The following is a 17250-nucleotide window of genomic DNA, read 5'->3' as shown; positions in this document are numbered from 1 at the left end:
CCTGGAGCGAGCAACGCGAGTGAAGCGGCTCATCGGACGCCCCCAGGAAAGCACTCAGTCGGAACGGAGATCAACCCTCGTTTTGAAAAAGGGGCTTTACTTTTTAATTTGTCACCTTGATTTCATTGACATAATAGTATTTCAACAACATGAGTAGCAAGTGTCATTTCATGAACTTGCTGCTTTTTTATCTTGATTCAGTGGGCATTTGTACGCCCACTGAATATAAAGCCTGTGGCGGATGTCACGAATATTGAGGAGGGGCTTTTTGAGCGAGCTCGAAAAACATTCGGACGCAATTGATTTAGTAATAATCCGAATAGAGAGATTGAAGAAAATTAAAGTGATGAACTATTATTTTTTTATAAAATGAATCCTTTCTTCTTTTATTATCAGCTCAAACTTGGTAATGTATGTCATGCAGGAAAGGAAAAGGTGACAAGATGAATAAAGTATTTATTGCACTACTACTTGTAACAGCACTTGCTGCAATTGAAGGGACGATTGTTAGTACTGCTATTCCAAGCATTACAGCTGATCTATTAGGTGTGGACTTAATAAGCTGGATTTATTCGGCTTATTTATTAGCTTCTGCCATTGCTGCGATTATTTTTGGAAAGTTAGCCGATTTATTTGGACGTAAACGGATGATTATTTCAGGTATCATTATTTTTTTATTAGGTTCCATGTTATGTGGTTTAGCACAATCGATGGAGCAATTAATTGTCTTTCGCGCGGTCCAAGGTATTGGCGCAGGTTCGATTTTACCAATTACATTAACGATGGTCGGCGAGCTGTTTAAGACCGAAAAAGCGCGTGCTAAAGGACAAAGCTATTTAAGCATGGTATGGGGCGTATCTGGCGTGGTTGGTCCATTATTTGGAGGATTTATTGTTGACCAAGTGTCATGGCATTTTATATTCTTCATTAATGTACCATTTGGCTTAGCCTCCATTTATTTAATTGTCAAACATTATCAAGAACATTTAGAGACAGTGAAACGTAAAATTGACTACTTAGGCGCTGTGTTATTTACAATTGGAATGGTTTCGCTGTTATATGTTATTATCGAAAACAGTAAAACCCAGGCTTGGTTATCGAGCCAATCGCTTCTTATGTATGGAGTCGCAGTTGTACTTTTAGGAATTTTTATATGGGTGGAGCTACGAGCAGAAGAGCCGATCATTCCGTTAACGCTGTTTAAAAATGGTCGCTTAATGGTGATTAATGCCTTAACATTAAGCGGAATGTCTATTGTGATTGGTGTGACAGTCTATATTCCGATATTTGCACAAAGTGTTCTTGGTAAAAATGCAACACAGGCAGGCTTATTATTAACACCGATGTCTATTTTCTGGACAGTGAACTCTATTATGGCAGGTTATTTAATCGGACGTTTAACGAATAAACGAATTATTCAAATGGGTACGATTTTACTGGTTACGGGGACGCTATTGCTTGCTAGACTATCTTCAGATTCTAATGATTTCAGTGCTTATTTCGCTTCATCATTAATCGGACTAGGGATGGGCTTTATCATGCCAATGTTGATGATTTCCATTCAAAAGGTGGCAGATCCGAAACAGCTCGGTATATCAATTGGTCTGAACTCCTTTACGAATACCTTTAGTCAAGCGGTTGGTGCAGCACTATTTGGCATGATTTTTAACCTTGCAACGAGTGAAAAAATGGCTTCCTTAGGAAAAGGTGAAATTCAATTAAATGGTGAATTTGCAAAAGGTGGCTTTAGCATAGATGAAGTAAGCTTTTTAAAGGAAACCATTGCGAATGGTGTAAGCCATGTATATATAGCTGCCTTTATTTTTGCCATTTTGGCCCTTATTTTCTCCTTCTTTATAGCAACTAAATCTAAACAGCAGGCGTAAGATGCTAAAAGGTTCGTAATCTTGAAACAGTAAAAATCCACTTCACTTTCTGTGAGAAGGCATATTGGACCTATAGGGTCTTTTGCTTTTCTCCCAGAATGCTAGGTGGTTTTTTTGTTCTATTAAAAAATCATTGGTAGCATTATCAATATTTTTTATTGCTAGGCAGCTGTGTTAAGTATTTAGCTAAATGTGATATAGATGTATTATCTAACAATGAAGGCTCTGCTTCATTTTCTTTTAAAATATTGATCTCTTTATTCAGTCGCTCCATTTTTCGATCTAATTCAGCTGCTTGTAGTGCAGCTTCCTTTAGTTCAACACGAATACGTTCGGGTACTTCTTTGTTATACTTATAATAAATTTTGTGTTCTAGGCTTGCCCAAAAATCCATCGCTATTGTTCGGATTTGAATTTCTGTATAAACCTTCTCCATATGATCTGACATAAAAATAGGGATTTTAATAATGAGGTGTAGGCTTTGATAACCATTTTCTTTTGGCTCAGCAATATAATCTTTAACCTCTACAACCTCAATATCATGCTGTGCCTGTAGCATGGCACTTACCTTATAAATATCCTCCACAAATGAACAGGTGATGCGAGCCCCTGCTATATCACGAATGTTTTCACGAACGGCTTCCATTGATGGGAGAAGTTCTTTTTTCATCATCTTTCCTAAAATACTTTTAGGCGATTTTACACGTGTGGAAATATGCTCAATTGGGTTATATTCATGAATCAACTTAAATTCTTCTTGTAAGATATTTATTTTCGTCTCCACTTCTTGTAGGGCAAATTTATAGGCTAAAAAGAAGCGTGTTAATTCCGTTTGAAATGATTTTAAAGAGTTTACTTCAAGTTCTGTTTTCATATTTTATAAGTCCTTTCTTGTTTTAGGAGGACATACCATCATAAGTAAATACTCCTGTATACGTGAAAAAAGAGGGTTCTTATGTATTGGTATTATTTTGATAACCATAGCAAAAAAAACTAATGCCAATATCCAGATGAATATATTTTGTATCCAAATGCTTAAGCCTATACCATAGTAAGAGATTATGGTGAGCATTCTTACTAGAAGAACGGGAAAAGTTAAGATTGGGTATTTTTATTAAAAAATTTACTCATGTGAACTCTCTATACTTCATGCTATACAATAAAGAACTCATATGACAAATAAAAGGTTTCAGAAATACTGGAAAGGAATAGAGGAGAAGGGATGAGGAGTTAAAACAAAGGGGAGCTAGTTGTCCCTTTGTTTTAACTAATAATTTCAGCATGTAAGTTATAACGCTTATTGAACTCGTCTACAAATACTTGTAAATCGATATATGTCCCAATATAAGGCTCTGTTTCTTGGTCGCGCAGGAAGCCGCATGTTGCTTTTAATGATTTGGAAAACTCTAATAGCATTTGCTCATTATCTAGCTGTACATGCAAGGAACGTGAATTATCCTTAGTATTAACCTTAAAGTACTTGCCGTCTATAATACGCTCTAAATTTGTTTCTTGAAAAGGGAAAATAATATCTTTATAAATTAACTTCACAATACCCCGCCTTTTTTACAATAGTTCACTACATCTGAATACGATAAATCTCCACCGAAAATTGAAAGGGCACTTCCAATTGTCACGTGAAGTTTACCATTCGCTAACTTCTTGAATTTCTCTAAGTCCTCAATAGAACGGATCCCTCCAGCATATGTTGTTGGGATAGTAGTCCATGCTGCTAGATCACGTACTAAGCTTTCCTGCATACCACCTTTTTTTCCTTCCACATCAACCGCATGAATGAGCAGCTCATCACAGAAATTTTCAATATAAGGGATGGACGCAGCATTGACCTCGAAATCACTAAATTTTGTCCATTTATCAGTAACGACATACCATTTATCATTGCGCATTCGACAGCTTAAATCAATGACTAAATGCTGTTTGCCAATTTTCTGTACGAGTTCCATCAGTCTATCCATATCAAGCTTGCCATCATGAAAAATAAAAGAAGTCACAATCACATGCGAAGCGCCAGCATCAATATACTTTTTGGCATTCTTTGAGGTGATTCCACCACCTATTTGTAGACCATGAGGATAAGCTGCAAGTGCTGTTAATGCAGCCTCTTCATTTCCTTCACCGAGCATTATAACGTGCCCACCTGTTAATTGATCTTGAGCAAACATTTTTGCATAATAACTAGAGTCATGATTGGAAATAAAATTTTCAATGACTTTTTGATTTTCATGTCCTAATGTGCTACCCACAATTTGTTTTACTTTGCCATCGTGTAAATCGATGCAAGGTCTAAATTCCAATAGCTTCACAATCCTTCCGTGCAACAAAATTCATCTCTATCATAGCATGGAAAGATTGATAAAAGATGTGAAATATCAATTGTCAAAATAATGTTAAAAGAATTGAGCGAATTCTCTTTTTAAACGATTATAAACATTATATTGTGGTAAAATAAAAAGATTGAAACGCACATGAAAGGACGAATCGACAATGGCTGAGAATCTTGATTTATTTGAACTAAATAAATTTTTTATACTCGGACGTCCAATCGTCTCTATCTTTCATAATGCTCAAAATATGTATTCGATTGTTCGTGTAAAAATTCAAGAAACCAATTTACAATATGAAGATAAGGAAATAATTGTTGTTGGCTATTTTCCACCATTACAAATGGATGAACAATATCGTTTTACAGGTTTATTGAGACAGCATCCAAAATATGGTGTACAATTTCAAATTGAGACGTTTACAAAAGAAGTACCAGCAACAGAGCAAGGAATTATTCACTACCTATCGAGTGATTTATTTGTTGGAATTGGAAAAAAAACGGCTGAAACGATTGTAGAGAAACTTGGAGCCAATGCTCTACGTCTAATTTTAGAGGACCCAAATGTACTTGATATTGTCCCTCGTCTATCAGCTGAAAAAAAAGAGGTTATCCACCGTACGATCGAACAAAATCTGGGTCTTGAACGAGTAATGATACAGTTGAATGAATGGGGTTTTGGACCTCAGCTCGGTATGAAGATTTATCAAACATATCGCACTGATGCCATCGAGCTTCTAACAGAAAATCCATATCGTTTAATTGAAGATGTTGAAGGTGTGGGATTCTTTCGTGCAGATGAATTAGGTGCAAAATTAGGGATTACTGGCAATCATCCAGACCGTATTAAGGCCGCTATTTTACATATTCTAAATACAGCAGCTTTATCAGAGGGGCATGTATTTTTAGATGCTGAGCAAGTTTTGCCCTTAGTAAAAGATATGCTAGAGCAAAGCCAACGAGAGGATATACCATTTGAGACAATATCAAAGTCCTGTATTGAATTGCGTGAGGAAAGTAAAATTTGTGGGGAAGAAACGAGGCTGTATTTACCATCCCTCTATTTTTCAGAAGTAGGAATCGCCTCCAAAATAGTGGCATTAATTGAGCGCAATAAGAAAGCTGAGCATTTTAGTAGGGACGAAATTCGTAAAGCGATTGGAGAAACAGAGGACTTACTTCATGTGACCTATGCCGAAACACAGGCGAATGCTATCGAACAGGCCTTAAATTCGGCTGTGATGATTTTAACGGGTGGACCAGGTACTGGTAAAACAACGGTTGTTCGAGGTGTCGTGGAAGTATATGCAAAGCTCCATGGTTTATCACTAAACCCAAAGGAATATGCGCAAAAGGAAGAACCCTTTCCCATCATTTTATGTGCACCTACTGGTCGTGCTGCTAAGCGTTTATCGGAATCAACAGAGCTTCCTGCAATGACCATTCATCGATTATTAGGATTTACTGGGCAAGAAAAGGAAGAAGAAACAGAGCGTGAGGTTACAGGAAAGCTCATCATTGTAGATGAAATGTCCATGGTGGATACTTGGCTTGCTCATCAATTATTGAAAGCTCTACATGAGGATGTGCAGGTTGTATTTGTGGGTGATCAGGATCAGCTCCCACCAGTAGGACCTGGACAGGTGTTAAAGGACTTACTAGCCTCACAGCAAATTCCTACTGTTGAATTAACCGAGGTGTATAGACAGGCTGAGGGCTCAACAATTATTGAACTGGCTCATCAAATTAAACGCGGTACAATTCCAAAAGAATTAACGGTAAAGACATCTGACCGCTCCTTTATTAAAGCCTCCTCAGATCAAGTAGCAAGTGTTGTTACACAGGTTGTAAAGAGTGCTGTGGCGAAAGGACAAGAAATTCGCAATATTCAAGTGTTAGCACCAATGTACAAGGGACCTGCAGGCATTGATAACTTGAATAAAATGATACAAGAGCTAATAAATCCAAACGATACTGGTACAAGAAAAGAGCTTGTTTTTGGTGATGTAACATATCGCATAAAGGATAAAGTATTACAGCTTGTCAATCAGCCTGAAAGCAATGTTTTTAATGGAGATATGGGTGAAGTCATCAGTATTATCAAGGCAAAGGAAACTATTGAGAAACAGGATTTACTTGTCGTTTCATTTGACGGCATAGAAGTAACCTATCAGCGCAGTGATCTCAATCAATTGACGCTCGCCTATTGCTGCTCCATTCATAAATCACAAGGTTCGGAATTTCAGACCGTAATTATGCCAGTAGTTCGAGGCTACTCTAAAATGCTGCGTCGTAATCTGCTATATACTGGTATAACCCGTGCGAAAAATTTTCTGATTTTATGTGGTGAGCCAGAAGTGCTCGCTGACGGCTTACAGCGTACAGATGACCTACAGCGCTTTACTTCTTTACGTGCAAGACTTAATCCTATGGATATAGCAGTGGAAGTGGTTGAAATAGAAGCAGTATCGGTGGGAATAGATAAGCAGCAGATAAGAGATGTAAGGTTAACGGTTGAAACAGAACCGTTTATCCATCCTATGATAGGGATGGATGGTGTTTCACCGTACGATTTTTTAGATGACTAAAGAGGATTAAAATATTTTGAGGTGAAGAAAGTGAAACGCATAGTATTATTGCTTCTATTCATGATGATCCTACCTTTTGTAGGAAAAGTATATGCAAATAATATGATCTTCCAAGTGAATGAAGAAGCAACTGTCTTTGATAATCGTTCAGGCTCACTTGAGCAGGTGGGCACATTATCAGCAGGGCAAACCTTTGAAGTAACAAAAGATTACGGGGCTAACTGGTGGCAAATACGTTGGGGAGGTTATTACGGGTATGTTGATAAGCGTTATACAACAGTAGTACCAGCAACAACCTATAAAAACAAAGTCCCAACACTGGCATCGATAAAAAATTATCTTGTTCCAACGCGTGTTGCACCAATTTTTGATAATACTGGTAATAAGCTTGTGCAATTTGCAACCCTATCAGAGGGAGTTCGTTTCCCTATTTATAGTAAAATGGGGGATTGGTATGGCATTGCGGTGAATGGCCGATTAGGATTTGTACATAGTAATTTTGTTGAAGAAGAAAAAGGACAAGATACTACAAATCCAAATAACGCAAAACCCGTTGAAAAGCCTACTCCTACCCCAACTCCTCCTAGTAAGCAAAATGGTTATATGGAGGCATTAGAAAATGTCACCCTTTATGACCTGCGTCGAGACAAGCCAATGACTATTGCAATATTAATGAAGGGGCAACAACTTGAGGTTGTCGATGCATCAGACGAAACATATGTAAAGGTTCGATGGGGGCAAACTTATCTTTATGCAGAAAAAGATAAAATTAAATTAATGAATACTCCTTCTTATAAGAATACTGGGAAGGATCATACTGTAAAAAATGAGTATTTCATCCCGATTTCTGCAAACAGTGAAATTTATGACTGTACCAATAAAGCATTATATCCCTTTGCAAAGTTAGATACGAATCGCCGTTACCCGATTTTACGAAAAGAGGGCAGCTGGTATGTAACAGTTCTTGGAGGCCGTGAGGGGTATATCCATAGCTCGAAAGTGGCGCTGGATCGCGGTGTTCCTGTTATGATGTATCATCATTTTTTAAAGGAGCATGAGCTTGGTCGCTTTAAATATGTCAGTACAACAATGACAGATGTACAATTTACAAAGGAAATGCAGTATTTAAAAACTAAAAGCTACGAAACGATTACAACGGATGAATTATTGCGTTTTATGCGTAATGAAATTACATTACCCGCTTATTCCATTGTACTAACTTTTGATGATGGCTTACTATCGACACGTGAATATGCATATTCTGTCCTTCAAAAGAATGGCTTTAAAGCTACTCAGTTTTTAATTACATCACGTAATGAAAGTTCATCAGCTGAGCAAATGTTTAATTATGACGACTTGCAGGCACTTTCACGTCAGGATGTTGAAAATATGCAAGATGTCTTTTCCTATGGGTCACATACTTACAACTTACATGATCTAATAGGAAATAAAGGTAAGATGCTACTAATTCCATACCATGAAGTAGTGCAGGATTTAAAACAGAGCTTAACGTTTATCCCTGAAGCAAAAGCATTTGCATATCCATTTGGACAATATACATCGAATACAATTTATGCAGTAAAAGAAGCCGGTTTTGACATGGCGTTTTCAACGCAGCCTGGCTATAATAAGCCATATGATGATGTGTATCAAATTAAACGACTATATAGTGATCAGAAAACTACCTTTGAACAGTTCCAAAAAATGGTTCTGCCGTACGCTAAATAAAAGCACTTGTCCAATCATAAAAACCTAAAAAGCGCGAGCATTGATTGCTCGCGCTTTTCTCTGTACTTTCAAAGGTGATTAGTGAATGCCTACAATGTGATGTTTGACAACTTCATATGCCTGGCAAACATTATTATATTGAGCCTTGTCTTGAGCAATTAAATTGGAAGCAATAGAAAATAAAAGATTTTCTTCGTTATGATCCTCTATTCGATTCATTAAGGCAGCTTCTAATTCTTCGACATATGCAATGATTTTATGATTCATCTATAATTCTCCTTTGAAAAAAGATGTTTTTGTTTTGTTTACGAGGTTATCTTACACCTGCATGAAGTAAAAATCTAGCAACTCTGTACTAGTTAAAACAGACTTTTTCATGAATGTGACGTAAAATTGAACATGTTAAAAAACCGCTTATTGTAATCGCTTTTATCTAAAGTAACTGAAAAATCAGCAATATAAGCAAATTTCCTTTGTATTAATAAAGTGGTACAGTTTTCTTGGATTCATAAGTTGATGTAATACAGTTGGCTACCATGGAACCTAAAACTGGGAAATCTCATATACTAAATGAGTATAAAACATTTGGAATATTTAGGGGTGACTGCATGCCAGTAATTACAGGACAGCAATATATTGAACGTATTGATGCGTTGCAATCGTATATTTCCATTGATGGTGAAGTTGTAACAGGGAAGGTGTCGGAGCATCCAGCATTTAAGGGAGTTATGCAGAGTCAGGCAAGACTCTTTGATTTACAAAATGAGCAGGCATTGCTTGACAAGATGACCTATGCATCACCGACTAGTGATCATCGTGTAGGGATGTCTTTTCTACAGGCATTGACAGGTGAGGATCTTGTAAAAAGACGTCTTGCCGCAAGAGAATGGGCACTATCCACCCATGGTCTTATGGGAAGAAGTCCAGATTATATGAATACAACATTAATGGCACTAGCATCAGCTGCTGATTATTTAAAAGATAAACCAAATTGTTTCCCAGAGCATTTACTGAAATTTTATGAGCATGCTCGCGAAAATGATTTAACGATGACCCATACCTTTATAGAGCCACAAGTTAATCGGCAGAAGTTTTATTTTGAGGATGAAGAAGTTACTATAGCCGCTAAAATTGTTGCCAAAACAAGTGAAGGATTAGTTATTAAAGGGGCAAGATTACTTGCCACACAGGGAGGAATTACCGATGAACTCCTTGTTATATCAACAAATGGTTATGACGGGGGAAAAGGCTTTGGATTTTCGATTCCTAGTAATACAAAAGGCCTGAAATTTTTATGTAGACAGTCATTTGTTGGTGGTGAATCGACTTTTGATTATCCATTAAGTTGTCGCTTTGAGGAAATGGATGCAATTGTTGTTTTTGATGATGTGGTTGTGCCATGGGAGCGTGTCTTTTATTATGAAAATATAGAAGTTGCCAATACCTTTATGAACATCAGTGGCTTCCAGTCCTATGGCTTACATCAGGTGCTTTCGCGCCAAATAGCTAAAACAGAATTTATTTTGGGCGTTGTGCAATCTATTGTAGATACGATAAATATCGGAACCTATCAGCATGTGCAGCAAAAGGTTGTAGATATTATTGTGGCGTTAGAGACAATGAAGGCTTTATTGTTGAAGTCAGAAATTGAGGCAGCAAGGGATGCTTTTGGCTTTATCAGACCAGATCATCCAACATTACAAGTTGCAATTCATGTTTTTCCAAAAGTGTACCCGACTTTTACAGAAATCATTCAAATACTTGGTGCGAGTGGATTAATGTCCATTCCAAGTGAAAAAGCATTTCTGACGGATAATGGAGACTTAGAACATTATTTACAGTCATTTAAAGATGGCGGTAAAGAGCGGGTTAAAAAATTCCGTTTAGCTTGGGATTTAACAATGAGCAGCTTTGGCACAAGGCAAACACTTTATGAGCGCTACTTCTTTGGTGACCCTGTACGCTTAGCATCTGTCCTTTATCAAAGCTATAATCGAGAACAATACATTGAAAGGGTGGAAAACTTTTTAAAAGATGGTTGTTCCTAAAACTTTTCAGTTTGACAGTTGTTTCATAATGCATTATGATTTACAGGAATAAAAAAATAACGATCCCTTCGTTAGGTGAGGCTCCTATGCTGGAGATACGCTACTACCCAAAAATGTCGAGAGACGCCAATGGGTCAACAGAAATCATCGAAATAAGGTGTTTTTTAACGTAGCTGGAGTGAATTTCCTATGCCGCATAGTGCTAAAACTCAACGTTTGAAGGTAAGAAAGCAAAGTACTGTACTTTACTGTGCTGTTTTTTTGATATGTGTATTCAACACGCCTTCATTCATCGAAGGCGTGTTTTTGTTATTTAAGGAAGGTGATGAGAAATGGATAGTAGTCCTGAGCCGAGTAAGCAAATACAAAGTAAAAATAAACAATTAAGGATCGTCGATTTCTTATCGCCGAAACAACAATAGGTGACGCCTGTTTGTTCTCCTTAAATAATAAAACATGAGGTGAAAAACAATGATTAAAATCCATTATTTTAAAAAAGAAAACAACATAGTACATCATGATTTTAATTTGAAAGAATTTAAACTTGGTCTCCATGCTGAGGATTTATTATGGGTTGATTTATATGCATATAGCTACAATGAATTAAATGATATCGCAGAAATTTTTGGCTTCCATCCATTAGCTGTAGAGGATTGCTTAAACGAAGGTTCTCGCCCTAAAATGGATAATTACGGTGATTATAAATTCTTTGTTTTCCATGCTCCTATTTATAATGAAAAAAGCAGCAATGAAATAACTACAGTTGAATTAAATATTTTTATGGGTCCTAATTATGTTGTAACGGTTCATAAACAAAAGCTTAAATGGCTAGGTCACATCGAAAATATTTGCTTAAACAGTACGAAGTATTTAGATAGAGGCACCGATTTTCTTTTGCATACAATTATCGATGGCATTACTGATGAATATTTCCCAGTCTTAGAACGAATAAGAGCACGCATAGATGAGCTTGAAGAGGAAATATATGATTATCAGCCGAAAATAGTTACAGAGGAATTTCTTGCTCTCAAGAGAACTATTATATTTATTCGACAGGCAATAATGCCACAAAAAAGAATTTTTTCAAATAGTAATGGTCAGTGGAAATTTGAAATTCGTGAGGAAAATATTCCATTCTATAAAGATTTAAATGACCACCTTGAACGAATTGTTGAATCGACGGAAACTTACAGAGATTTAGTAAACAGTACCTTAGATACCTATTTTTCGATTATCAGTGGAAAATCAATTGAGAAGCTTAATCTACTTACAGTAATATCAACAATTATGTTGCCACTATCTGTCATTACAAGCTTTTTTGGCATGAATGTTCCACTACCATATCCGGATTCACCAATTACAACGATTACAATTAGTGTGTTTTTAGTCGTATTTACTTGGGGAATGTGGGCATACTTCAAAAAAATGATTGCTTAATGATGATTAGCCATACTAGTGCCAATTGACAGAACAAAATATTTTTTTTATAATGCTCGATAGAAAATAGTAAAAACGATGATGGAACAAGTACGTATTTGTGGGTGTTAAGAAAGGGATTTCTTGGCTGAAAAAATCCTCGCATTGCAGATACCGAAAGCTACTCCAGAGTGCAGTTAATCTCTGCCGTTCACTTACGTTACAAGTGCTAAAGAGGTAAGTATTTTCTACTTACAACTAGGGTGGTACCGCGAGACAACTATAACAAGTCCTCGTCCCTTATTGGGATGAGGGCTTTTTTATGCTTATTTGCGGATTCATATCGTGAACTTTACAAAATTAATAAGGAGGAATTTATCCTATGAAAGCAGCAGATATTCGCCGTATGTATTTGGAATTCTTTAAAGAGAAAGGTCATCATCATGAGCCATCAGCACCGCTAGTACCAATTAATGACCCATCATTACTTTGGATTAACTCCGGTGTTGCCACTCTTAAACCATATTTCGATGGTCGTGTCATTCCAGATAATCCACGTATCACAAATGCCCAAAAATCGATTCGTACTAATGACATTGAAAACGTTGGTAAAACAGCGCGTCACCATACGTTTTTTGAAATGCTTGGAAACTTCTCTATTGGAGATTACTTCAAAAAAGAAGCGATTCATTATGCTTGGGAGTTCTTAACGGATAAAAAATGGATGGGCTTTGATCCAGCACTATTATCTATTACATTACATCCAGAAGATCAAGAAGCCTATGATGTTTGGCATAACGAAATTGGTATACCTGAAGATCGTTTAATCCGATTAGAGGGGAACTTCTGGGATATTGGAGAAGGTCCTTCTGGTCCAAACTCGGAAATTTTTTATGACCGTGGAGAAGAATATGGCTCTAATGATAGTGATCCAGAAATGTATCCAGGTGGAGAAAACGAACGATACCTTGAAATTTGGAACTTAGTGTTCTCACAATTCAACCATAATCCAGATGGTACGTATACGCCACTGCCAAAGCAAAATATTGATACAGGTATGGGACTTGAGCGTATTGTATCGGTTGTGCAAAATGTTCCAACTAACTTTGATACTGATTTATTCATGCCTATTATTGAAAAAATCGAGGAATTTGCTAACCGTAAGTATAAGCGCCCTGGTGAAGTAGATTTAAATGAAATCTTCGGTTCTGAAGAGGATATTAATACACCATTTAAAGTAATTGCTGACCATATTCGTACAGTAGCGTTTGCAATTGGTGATGGTGCACTTCCTTCAAATGAAGGTCGTGGTTATGTATTACGTCGTTTATTACGTCGTGCTGTTCGTTATGCAAAACAAATTGGTATTGAAAAACCATTTATGTTTGAATTAGTACCAACTGTAGGCAAAATTATGGAGGATTTCTATCCAGAGGTAACGGAAAAAAGTGAATTTATCCAACGTGTAATTAAAAATGAAGAAATTCGCTTCCATGAAACATTAGACGGTGGTTTAGCTATCTTTAATGAAGTCGTTGAATCACAAAAAGCAGCAGGACATGATTATATTCCAGGTGCAGATGCCTTCCGTTTATATGATACTTACGGTTTCCCAATCGAATTAACAGAAGAGTATGCAGAAGAAGTGGGTATGAAGGTAGACCATGAAGGCTTCGAGGCGTCAATGGAAAAGCAGCGTGAGCGTGCTCGTGCAGCTCGTCAAGATGTAGATTCCATGCAAGTACAAAATGAGGTTCTTGCAAATTTAACAGTTGCCAGCGAATTTGTAGGTCATGATACATTAACAGCAGACACAAAAATTGCAGCGATGATTGTTAATGGACAAGAAGCAAAGGTTGCCTCTGAAGGTCAAGAAGCGTTAGTTATTTTAGCAAAAACACCATTTTATGCTGAAATGGGTGGACAAATTGCGGATAACGGTATTATTTCAAATGATAGCTTTACTGCTGTTGTCAAAGATGTCCAAAAAGCACCGAATGGTCAGCCACTCCATACAGTGGTAGTTGAATCTGGTGAAATGCATGTAGAAGATACTGTGCAAGCAGTTGTTAATCGTGATGATCGTAATTTAATAATTAAAAATCATACAGCTACACATATTATGCAACGTGCATTAAAAGATGTGCTGGGCAATCATGTTAACCAAGCTGGTTCATATGTAGGTCCTGATCGCTTACGCTTTGACTTCTCTCACTTCGGTCAAGTGACAAAAGAGGAATTACAGCAAATTGAACGTATTGTAAATGAAAAAGTGTGGGATGATATAGAGGTCGTGATTGAAGAAAAAGGCATCGATGAAGCGAAGGCAATGGGGGCTATGGCATTATTCGGTGAGAAATATGGCGATATTGTGCGTGTAGTTTCAATTGGTGATTATTCTATTGAGCTTTGTGGTGGTATTCATGTGAAACGTTCTTCTGAAATAGGTTTCTTCAAAATTGTTTCAGAGGGTGGAATCGGTGCAGGTACTCGCCGTATTGAGGCTGTCACAGGAAAAGTGGCTTATGAAGCAGTTAAAGAAGAGGAAGCTTTATTAAACGATGCTGCAGCCTTATTAAAAGCAAATCCGAAAGATATTGTGACAAAAGTACAGGCACTTCAAGCAGACTATAAAGAATTACAACGTGATAATGAAGCATTATCACAAAAAATTGCGAATGCACAGGCAGGGGCAATTGTAGACGCAGCTCAAACAATTGGAGATGTAACAGTCTTATCTACTAGAGTAGAAGCGAAAGACAATAATCAATTGCGTCAAATGATGGATGATTTAAAAGTGAAAATGAATAAAGCAGTTGTTGTTTTAGGAGCTGTTGATGGCGAGAAAGTAATGCTTTGTGCTGGTGTCACAAAAGATTTAGTGGGCGGCAGCTATCATGCAGGAAATATCGTAAAAATGGTAGCCGAGGCATGTGGTGGTAAAGGCGGCGGTCGTCCAGATATGGCGATGGCAGGTGCAAAAGATACAACAAAACTTGAAGAAGCACTACTTTCTGTGTATGATTATGTTAAATCCATTTAATTAATACGCCAAATCGGTTATAATAAAGAGAAATTGGAGATGAGCTTTTTTGCACATCTCCTTATTTCTGAAAGCGAGGTGCTGGTCATGAGTTCATTTGATCAAACAATGAAATTTAATTTTCCAGAAGAATCAATGGAACAGGAAGTCAAGCAGGTAATGTTGAAAGTTCATTCTTCATTAGAGGAAAAGGGATATAATCCTATCAATCAGATTGTCGGTTATTTACTTTCTGGTGATCCGGCGTATATTCCTCGCCATCAGGATGCTCGTAATTTAATTCGCAAGCTTGAGCGTGATGAAATTCTAGAAGAGCTTGTTAAATTTTATATTAAAAAGAATAACGAGGACTAGAAATGAGAATTATGGGATTAGACGTTGGGTCAAAAACCGTGGGCGTTGCAATAAGCGATGCGTTAGGGTGGACGGCTCAAGGTATTGAAACCGTAAAAATTGATGAAGCAAACGGTGAATTTGGTATTGAACGAATAGCCGAGCTAGTAAAGGAATATGCTATAACGGAATTCGTTGTAGGTTTTCCGAAAAACATGAATAATACGGTGGGACCACGTGGAGAGGCATCTAAAAACTATAAAAAGCTTTTAGAGGAGACCTTTTCACTGCCAGCAAAGCTTTGGGATGAACGTTTAACGACAATGGCTGCTGAGCGTATGCTAATTGATGCAGATGTAAGTCGCAAAAAACGGAAGCAGGTCATTGATAAAATGGCTGCTGTGATGATTTTACAAGGCTATTTGGATAGCAAAAATTAATTGATGAGGTGACAAGCACATGGCACACGAGCACAACCATGAAGAAGAATTACACGTACAACACATTACAGTGATTGATGAGAACGGAAATGAACAGCTTTGTGAAGTGATTCACATTCATGAATCGCCTGAATTTGGCAAATCCTACGTATTTTATTCAATGGTAGGAGCAGAAGAAGATGAGGACGGTTCTGTAGAAATATTCGTTTCTTCATTCGTTCCTTCTGAAAATGGTGAAGATGGCGAGTTAACACCAATCGAAACAGAAGCAGAGTGGGATATGGTAGAGAATGTATTAAACGCTTTAGAGGATGAATACGAAGACTAATCTTCTTTCTTAAAGCTTGGAACAAGGATCGCAACTTGCAGCCCTTGTTCCTTTTTTATTGGCGGGACATATAGAAGTTTGCTTAATTATGGAGTGACAGTCATCGAAAATTGTGGGGAGCCGCTCAATTCGAATTTGAAAGTCAGCAAATAAAGTGGAAGCCGCTCAATAGTGATCTGAAAGTGATCAAAAGACGCCAATCCCACTCAATTTAAGACTAACTGCACCACACAAAACAATGACCCTAATCCTCAAATGTACCTTTAACTTTAAACATAATGACCATGAAGGAGGAATTTGAATGAATGAAGAAATACAAGAATTTATGATTATAGGTGAGAATGGCAAGGAACAAAAATGCAGGGTTGTCTTTACCTTTGATGCAGAGGAAAAATCATATGTACTCTTTTCATTAATTGACGAAGCAGGTAATGAAATTCCAGGAGATATTTCTGCTATGACATTTGAGTACGATGATAATAACGGAGAAATGACCAATTTAATGCCTGTTGTAACTGAAGAAGAATGGGAAATGATTAATGAGGTTGTGCTAACGCTTCTTGATGAATTTGAAGAGGAGCCACAGTTAATCACAGTTACAGATGAGGATGGAACGGATCAAGTCTGTGAGGTCATTCATAAATTTTCATCCGAACAATTTGGAAAATCCTATGTTTTATATGTACCTGCAACAGACGAACCTATTGAGGAACGAGATATTTTTGCGGCTCAATACCTATCGGACAAAGACGGTTCTATAGAAGAATTATTACCAATTGAAAGTGATGAAGAATGGGCATTTGTTGAAGATGTATTGAACGAATTGTAAAATCTCTGGGTGGTTGTGAGCCACTCAGAGTTTTTTTATTTTTTAACTACTTTCAGCAGAACAAAGCCGATTCTGGAATCAATTATGCCGAGGCAAAATTGATTTAATAGAAATTTTCTATCAATGCTCTAAAAGTATTCTATCTGCAAATAAAATTTTTGTACTTTCGATTGAATAAAGTGATTTTAAGAGAGAAATTATGCTTTTTAAGATTTAAATTTCTGAATTTTTGAATAAACAGAATAAATAAGGCATTGACCAATTCGAAGT

At 37.0% G+C, this 17250-nt stretch carries 14 protein-coding genes, 1 riboswitch and 1 other annotated feature; of the genes, 10 read left to right on the top strand and 4 right to left on the bottom strand.

The features are described from left to right. Positions 1-443: 443 nt before the first annotated feature. Positions 444-1886, top strand: a complete 1443-nt coding sequence (locus AC3WOM_RS15505; RefSeq protein ID WP_492447486.1) for an MDR family MFS transporter — start codon at positions 444-446, stop codon at positions 1884-1886. 145 nt (positions 1887-2031) lie between these two features. Here the strand turns inward: AC3WOM_RS15505 and AC3WOM_RS15500 are convergent, their stop codons facing one another. The 3 genes from AC3WOM_RS15500 to hisA all read right to left on the bottom strand — a co-directional run bounded on the left by AC3WOM_RS15500 (position 2032) and on the right by hisA (position 4201). Further along, positions 2032-2760, bottom strand: coding sequence for a GTP pyrophosphokinase (locus AC3WOM_RS15500; protein WP_427549941.1), 729 nt, complete (start codon positions 2758-2760; stop codon positions 2032-2034). A 389-nt stretch (positions 2761-3149) separates the two neighbouring features. Next, positions 3150-3437 (bottom strand): hypothetical protein, encoded by a 288-nt coding sequence (locus AC3WOM_RS15495; protein ID WP_427549939.1) that lies wholly within the window; start codon positions 3435-3437, stop codon positions 3150-3152. Beyond that, entirely contained in the window at positions 3434-4201 is a 768-nt protein-coding gene (gene hisA / locus AC3WOM_RS15490) for a phosphoribosylformimino-5-aminoimidazole carboxamide ribotide isomerase (protein WP_492447485.1), read from the bottom strand. Before hisA ends, AC3WOM_RS15495 begins: the two co-directional genes overlap by 4 nt. A 190-nt stretch (positions 4202-4391) precedes the next feature. On the opposite strand from hisA, the gene recD2 reads away from it, so the two are divergent. Beyond that, positions 4392-6815, top strand: coding sequence for an SF1B family DNA helicase RecD2 (gene recD2, locus AC3WOM_RS15485; protein WP_492447484.1), 2424 nt, complete (start codon positions 4392-4394; stop codon positions 6813-6815). A 30-nt stretch (positions 6816-6845) separates the two neighbouring features. Continuing rightward, a complete protein-coding gene (locus AC3WOM_RS15480; RefSeq protein ID WP_492447483.1) occupies positions 6846-8543 on the top strand; it encodes a polysaccharide deacetylase family protein in 1698 nt (565 codons plus the stop codon). 78 nt (positions 8544-8621) lie between these two features. Here AC3WOM_RS15480 and AC3WOM_RS15475 read toward each other — a convergent pair whose 3' ends face one another. Further along, entirely contained in the window at positions 8622-8810 is a 189-nt protein-coding gene (locus tag AC3WOM_RS15475) for a hypothetical protein (RefSeq protein ID WP_492447482.1), read from the bottom strand. A gap of 341 nt (positions 8811-9151) precedes the next feature. On the opposite strand from AC3WOM_RS15475, the gene hpaB reads away from it, so the two are divergent. The 7 genes from hpaB (at position 9152) to AC3WOM_RS15440 (ending at position 16980) form a co-directional block, all read left to right on the top strand. Next, positions 9152-10591, top strand: a complete 1440-nt coding sequence (hpaB, locus tag AC3WOM_RS15470) for a 4-hydroxyphenylacetate 3-monooxygenase, oxygenase component (RefSeq protein WP_492447481.1) — start codon at positions 9152-9154, stop codon at positions 10589-10591. A 60-nt stretch (positions 10592-10651) separates the two neighbouring features. Next, a riboswitch (M-box (ykoK) riboswitch) is annotated at positions 10652-10819 on the top strand. 243 nt (positions 10820-11062) lie between these two features. Further along, positions 11063-12028, top strand: coding sequence for a magnesium transporter CorA family protein (locus AC3WOM_RS15465; protein WP_492447480.1), 966 nt, complete (start codon positions 11063-11065; stop codon positions 12026-12028). A gap of 69 nt (positions 12029-12097) precedes the next feature. Beyond that, positions 12098-12311: a binding site (T-box leader), on the top strand. 78 nt (positions 12312-12389) lie between these two features. After that, a complete protein-coding gene (alaS, locus tag AC3WOM_RS15460; RefSeq protein WP_492447479.1) occupies positions 12390-15050 on the top strand; it encodes an alanine--tRNA ligase in 2661 nt (886 codons plus the stop codon). A gap of 87 nt (positions 15051-15137) precedes the next feature. Next, entirely contained in the window at positions 15138-15404 is a 267-nt protein-coding gene (locus AC3WOM_RS15455; RefSeq protein ID WP_004226839.1) for an IreB family regulatory phosphoprotein, read from the top strand. A gap of 2 nt (positions 15405-15406) precedes the next feature. Then, positions 15407-15823, top strand: a complete 417-nt coding sequence (gene ruvX / locus AC3WOM_RS15450) for a Holliday junction resolvase RuvX (protein ID WP_492447478.1) — start codon at positions 15407-15409, stop codon at positions 15821-15823. Positions 15824-15842: 19 nt separating this feature from the next. Continuing rightward, positions 15843-16151 (top strand): DUF1292 domain-containing protein, encoded by a 309-nt coding sequence (locus AC3WOM_RS15445; RefSeq protein ID WP_427544308.1) that lies wholly within the window; start codon positions 15843-15845, stop codon positions 16149-16151. Positions 16152-16452: 301 nt separating this feature from the next. Continuing rightward, positions 16453-16980 (top strand): DUF1292 domain-containing protein, encoded by a 528-nt coding sequence (locus AC3WOM_RS15440; RefSeq protein ID WP_492447477.1) that lies wholly within the window; start codon positions 16453-16455, stop codon positions 16978-16980. Positions 16981-17250 lie beyond the last annotated feature (270 nt).

The sequence above is a fragment of the Lysinibacillus sp. FW301-JW8 genome, assembly GCF_058788755.1.
Note: the sequence above shows the minus strand (reverse complement) of the source record. Positions and strands in the feature narration are given on the sequence as shown.

Bases quoted from the DNA above. Each gene is read 5' to 3' on its own strand.
- hpaB (WP_492447481.1), top strand. From the start codon at position 9,152: ATGCCAGTAATTACAGGACAGCAATATATTGAACGTATTGATGCGTTG.
- alaS (WP_492447479.1), top strand. From the start codon at position 12,390: ATGAAAGCAGCAGATATTCGCCGTATGTATTTGGAATTCTTTAAAGAG.
- AC3WOM_RS15455 (WP_004226839.1), top strand. From the start codon at position 15,138: ATGAGTTCATTTGATCAAACAATGAAATTTAATTTTCCAGAAGAATCA.
- ruvX (WP_492447478.1), top strand. From the start codon at position 15,407: ATGAGAATTATGGGATTAGACGTTGGGTCAAAAACCGTGGGCGTTGCA.
- AC3WOM_RS15445 (WP_427544308.1), top strand. From the start codon at position 15,843: ATGGCACACGAGCACAACCATGAAGAAGAATTACACGTACAACACATT.
- AC3WOM_RS15505 (WP_492447486.1), top strand. From the start codon at position 444: ATGAATAAAGTATTTATTGCACTACTACTTGTAACAGCACTTGCTGCA.
- recD2 (WP_492447484.1), top strand. From the start codon at position 4,392: ATGGCTGAGAATCTTGATTTATTTGAACTAAATAAATTTTTTATACTC.
- AC3WOM_RS15440 (WP_492447477.1), top strand. From the start codon at position 16,453: ATGAATGAAGAAATACAAGAATTTATGATTATAGGTGAGAATGGCAAG.
- AC3WOM_RS15500 (WP_427549941.1), bottom strand. From the start codon at position 2,760: ATGAAAACAGAACTTGAAGTAAACTCTTTAAAATCATTTCAAACGGAA.
- AC3WOM_RS15475 (WP_492447482.1), bottom strand. From the start codon at position 8,810: ATGAATCATAAAATCATTGCATATGTCGAAGAATTAGAAGCTGCCTTA.
- AC3WOM_RS15465 (WP_492447480.1), top strand. From the start codon at position 11,063: ATGATTAAAATCCATTATTTTAAAAAAGAAAACAACATAGTACATCAT.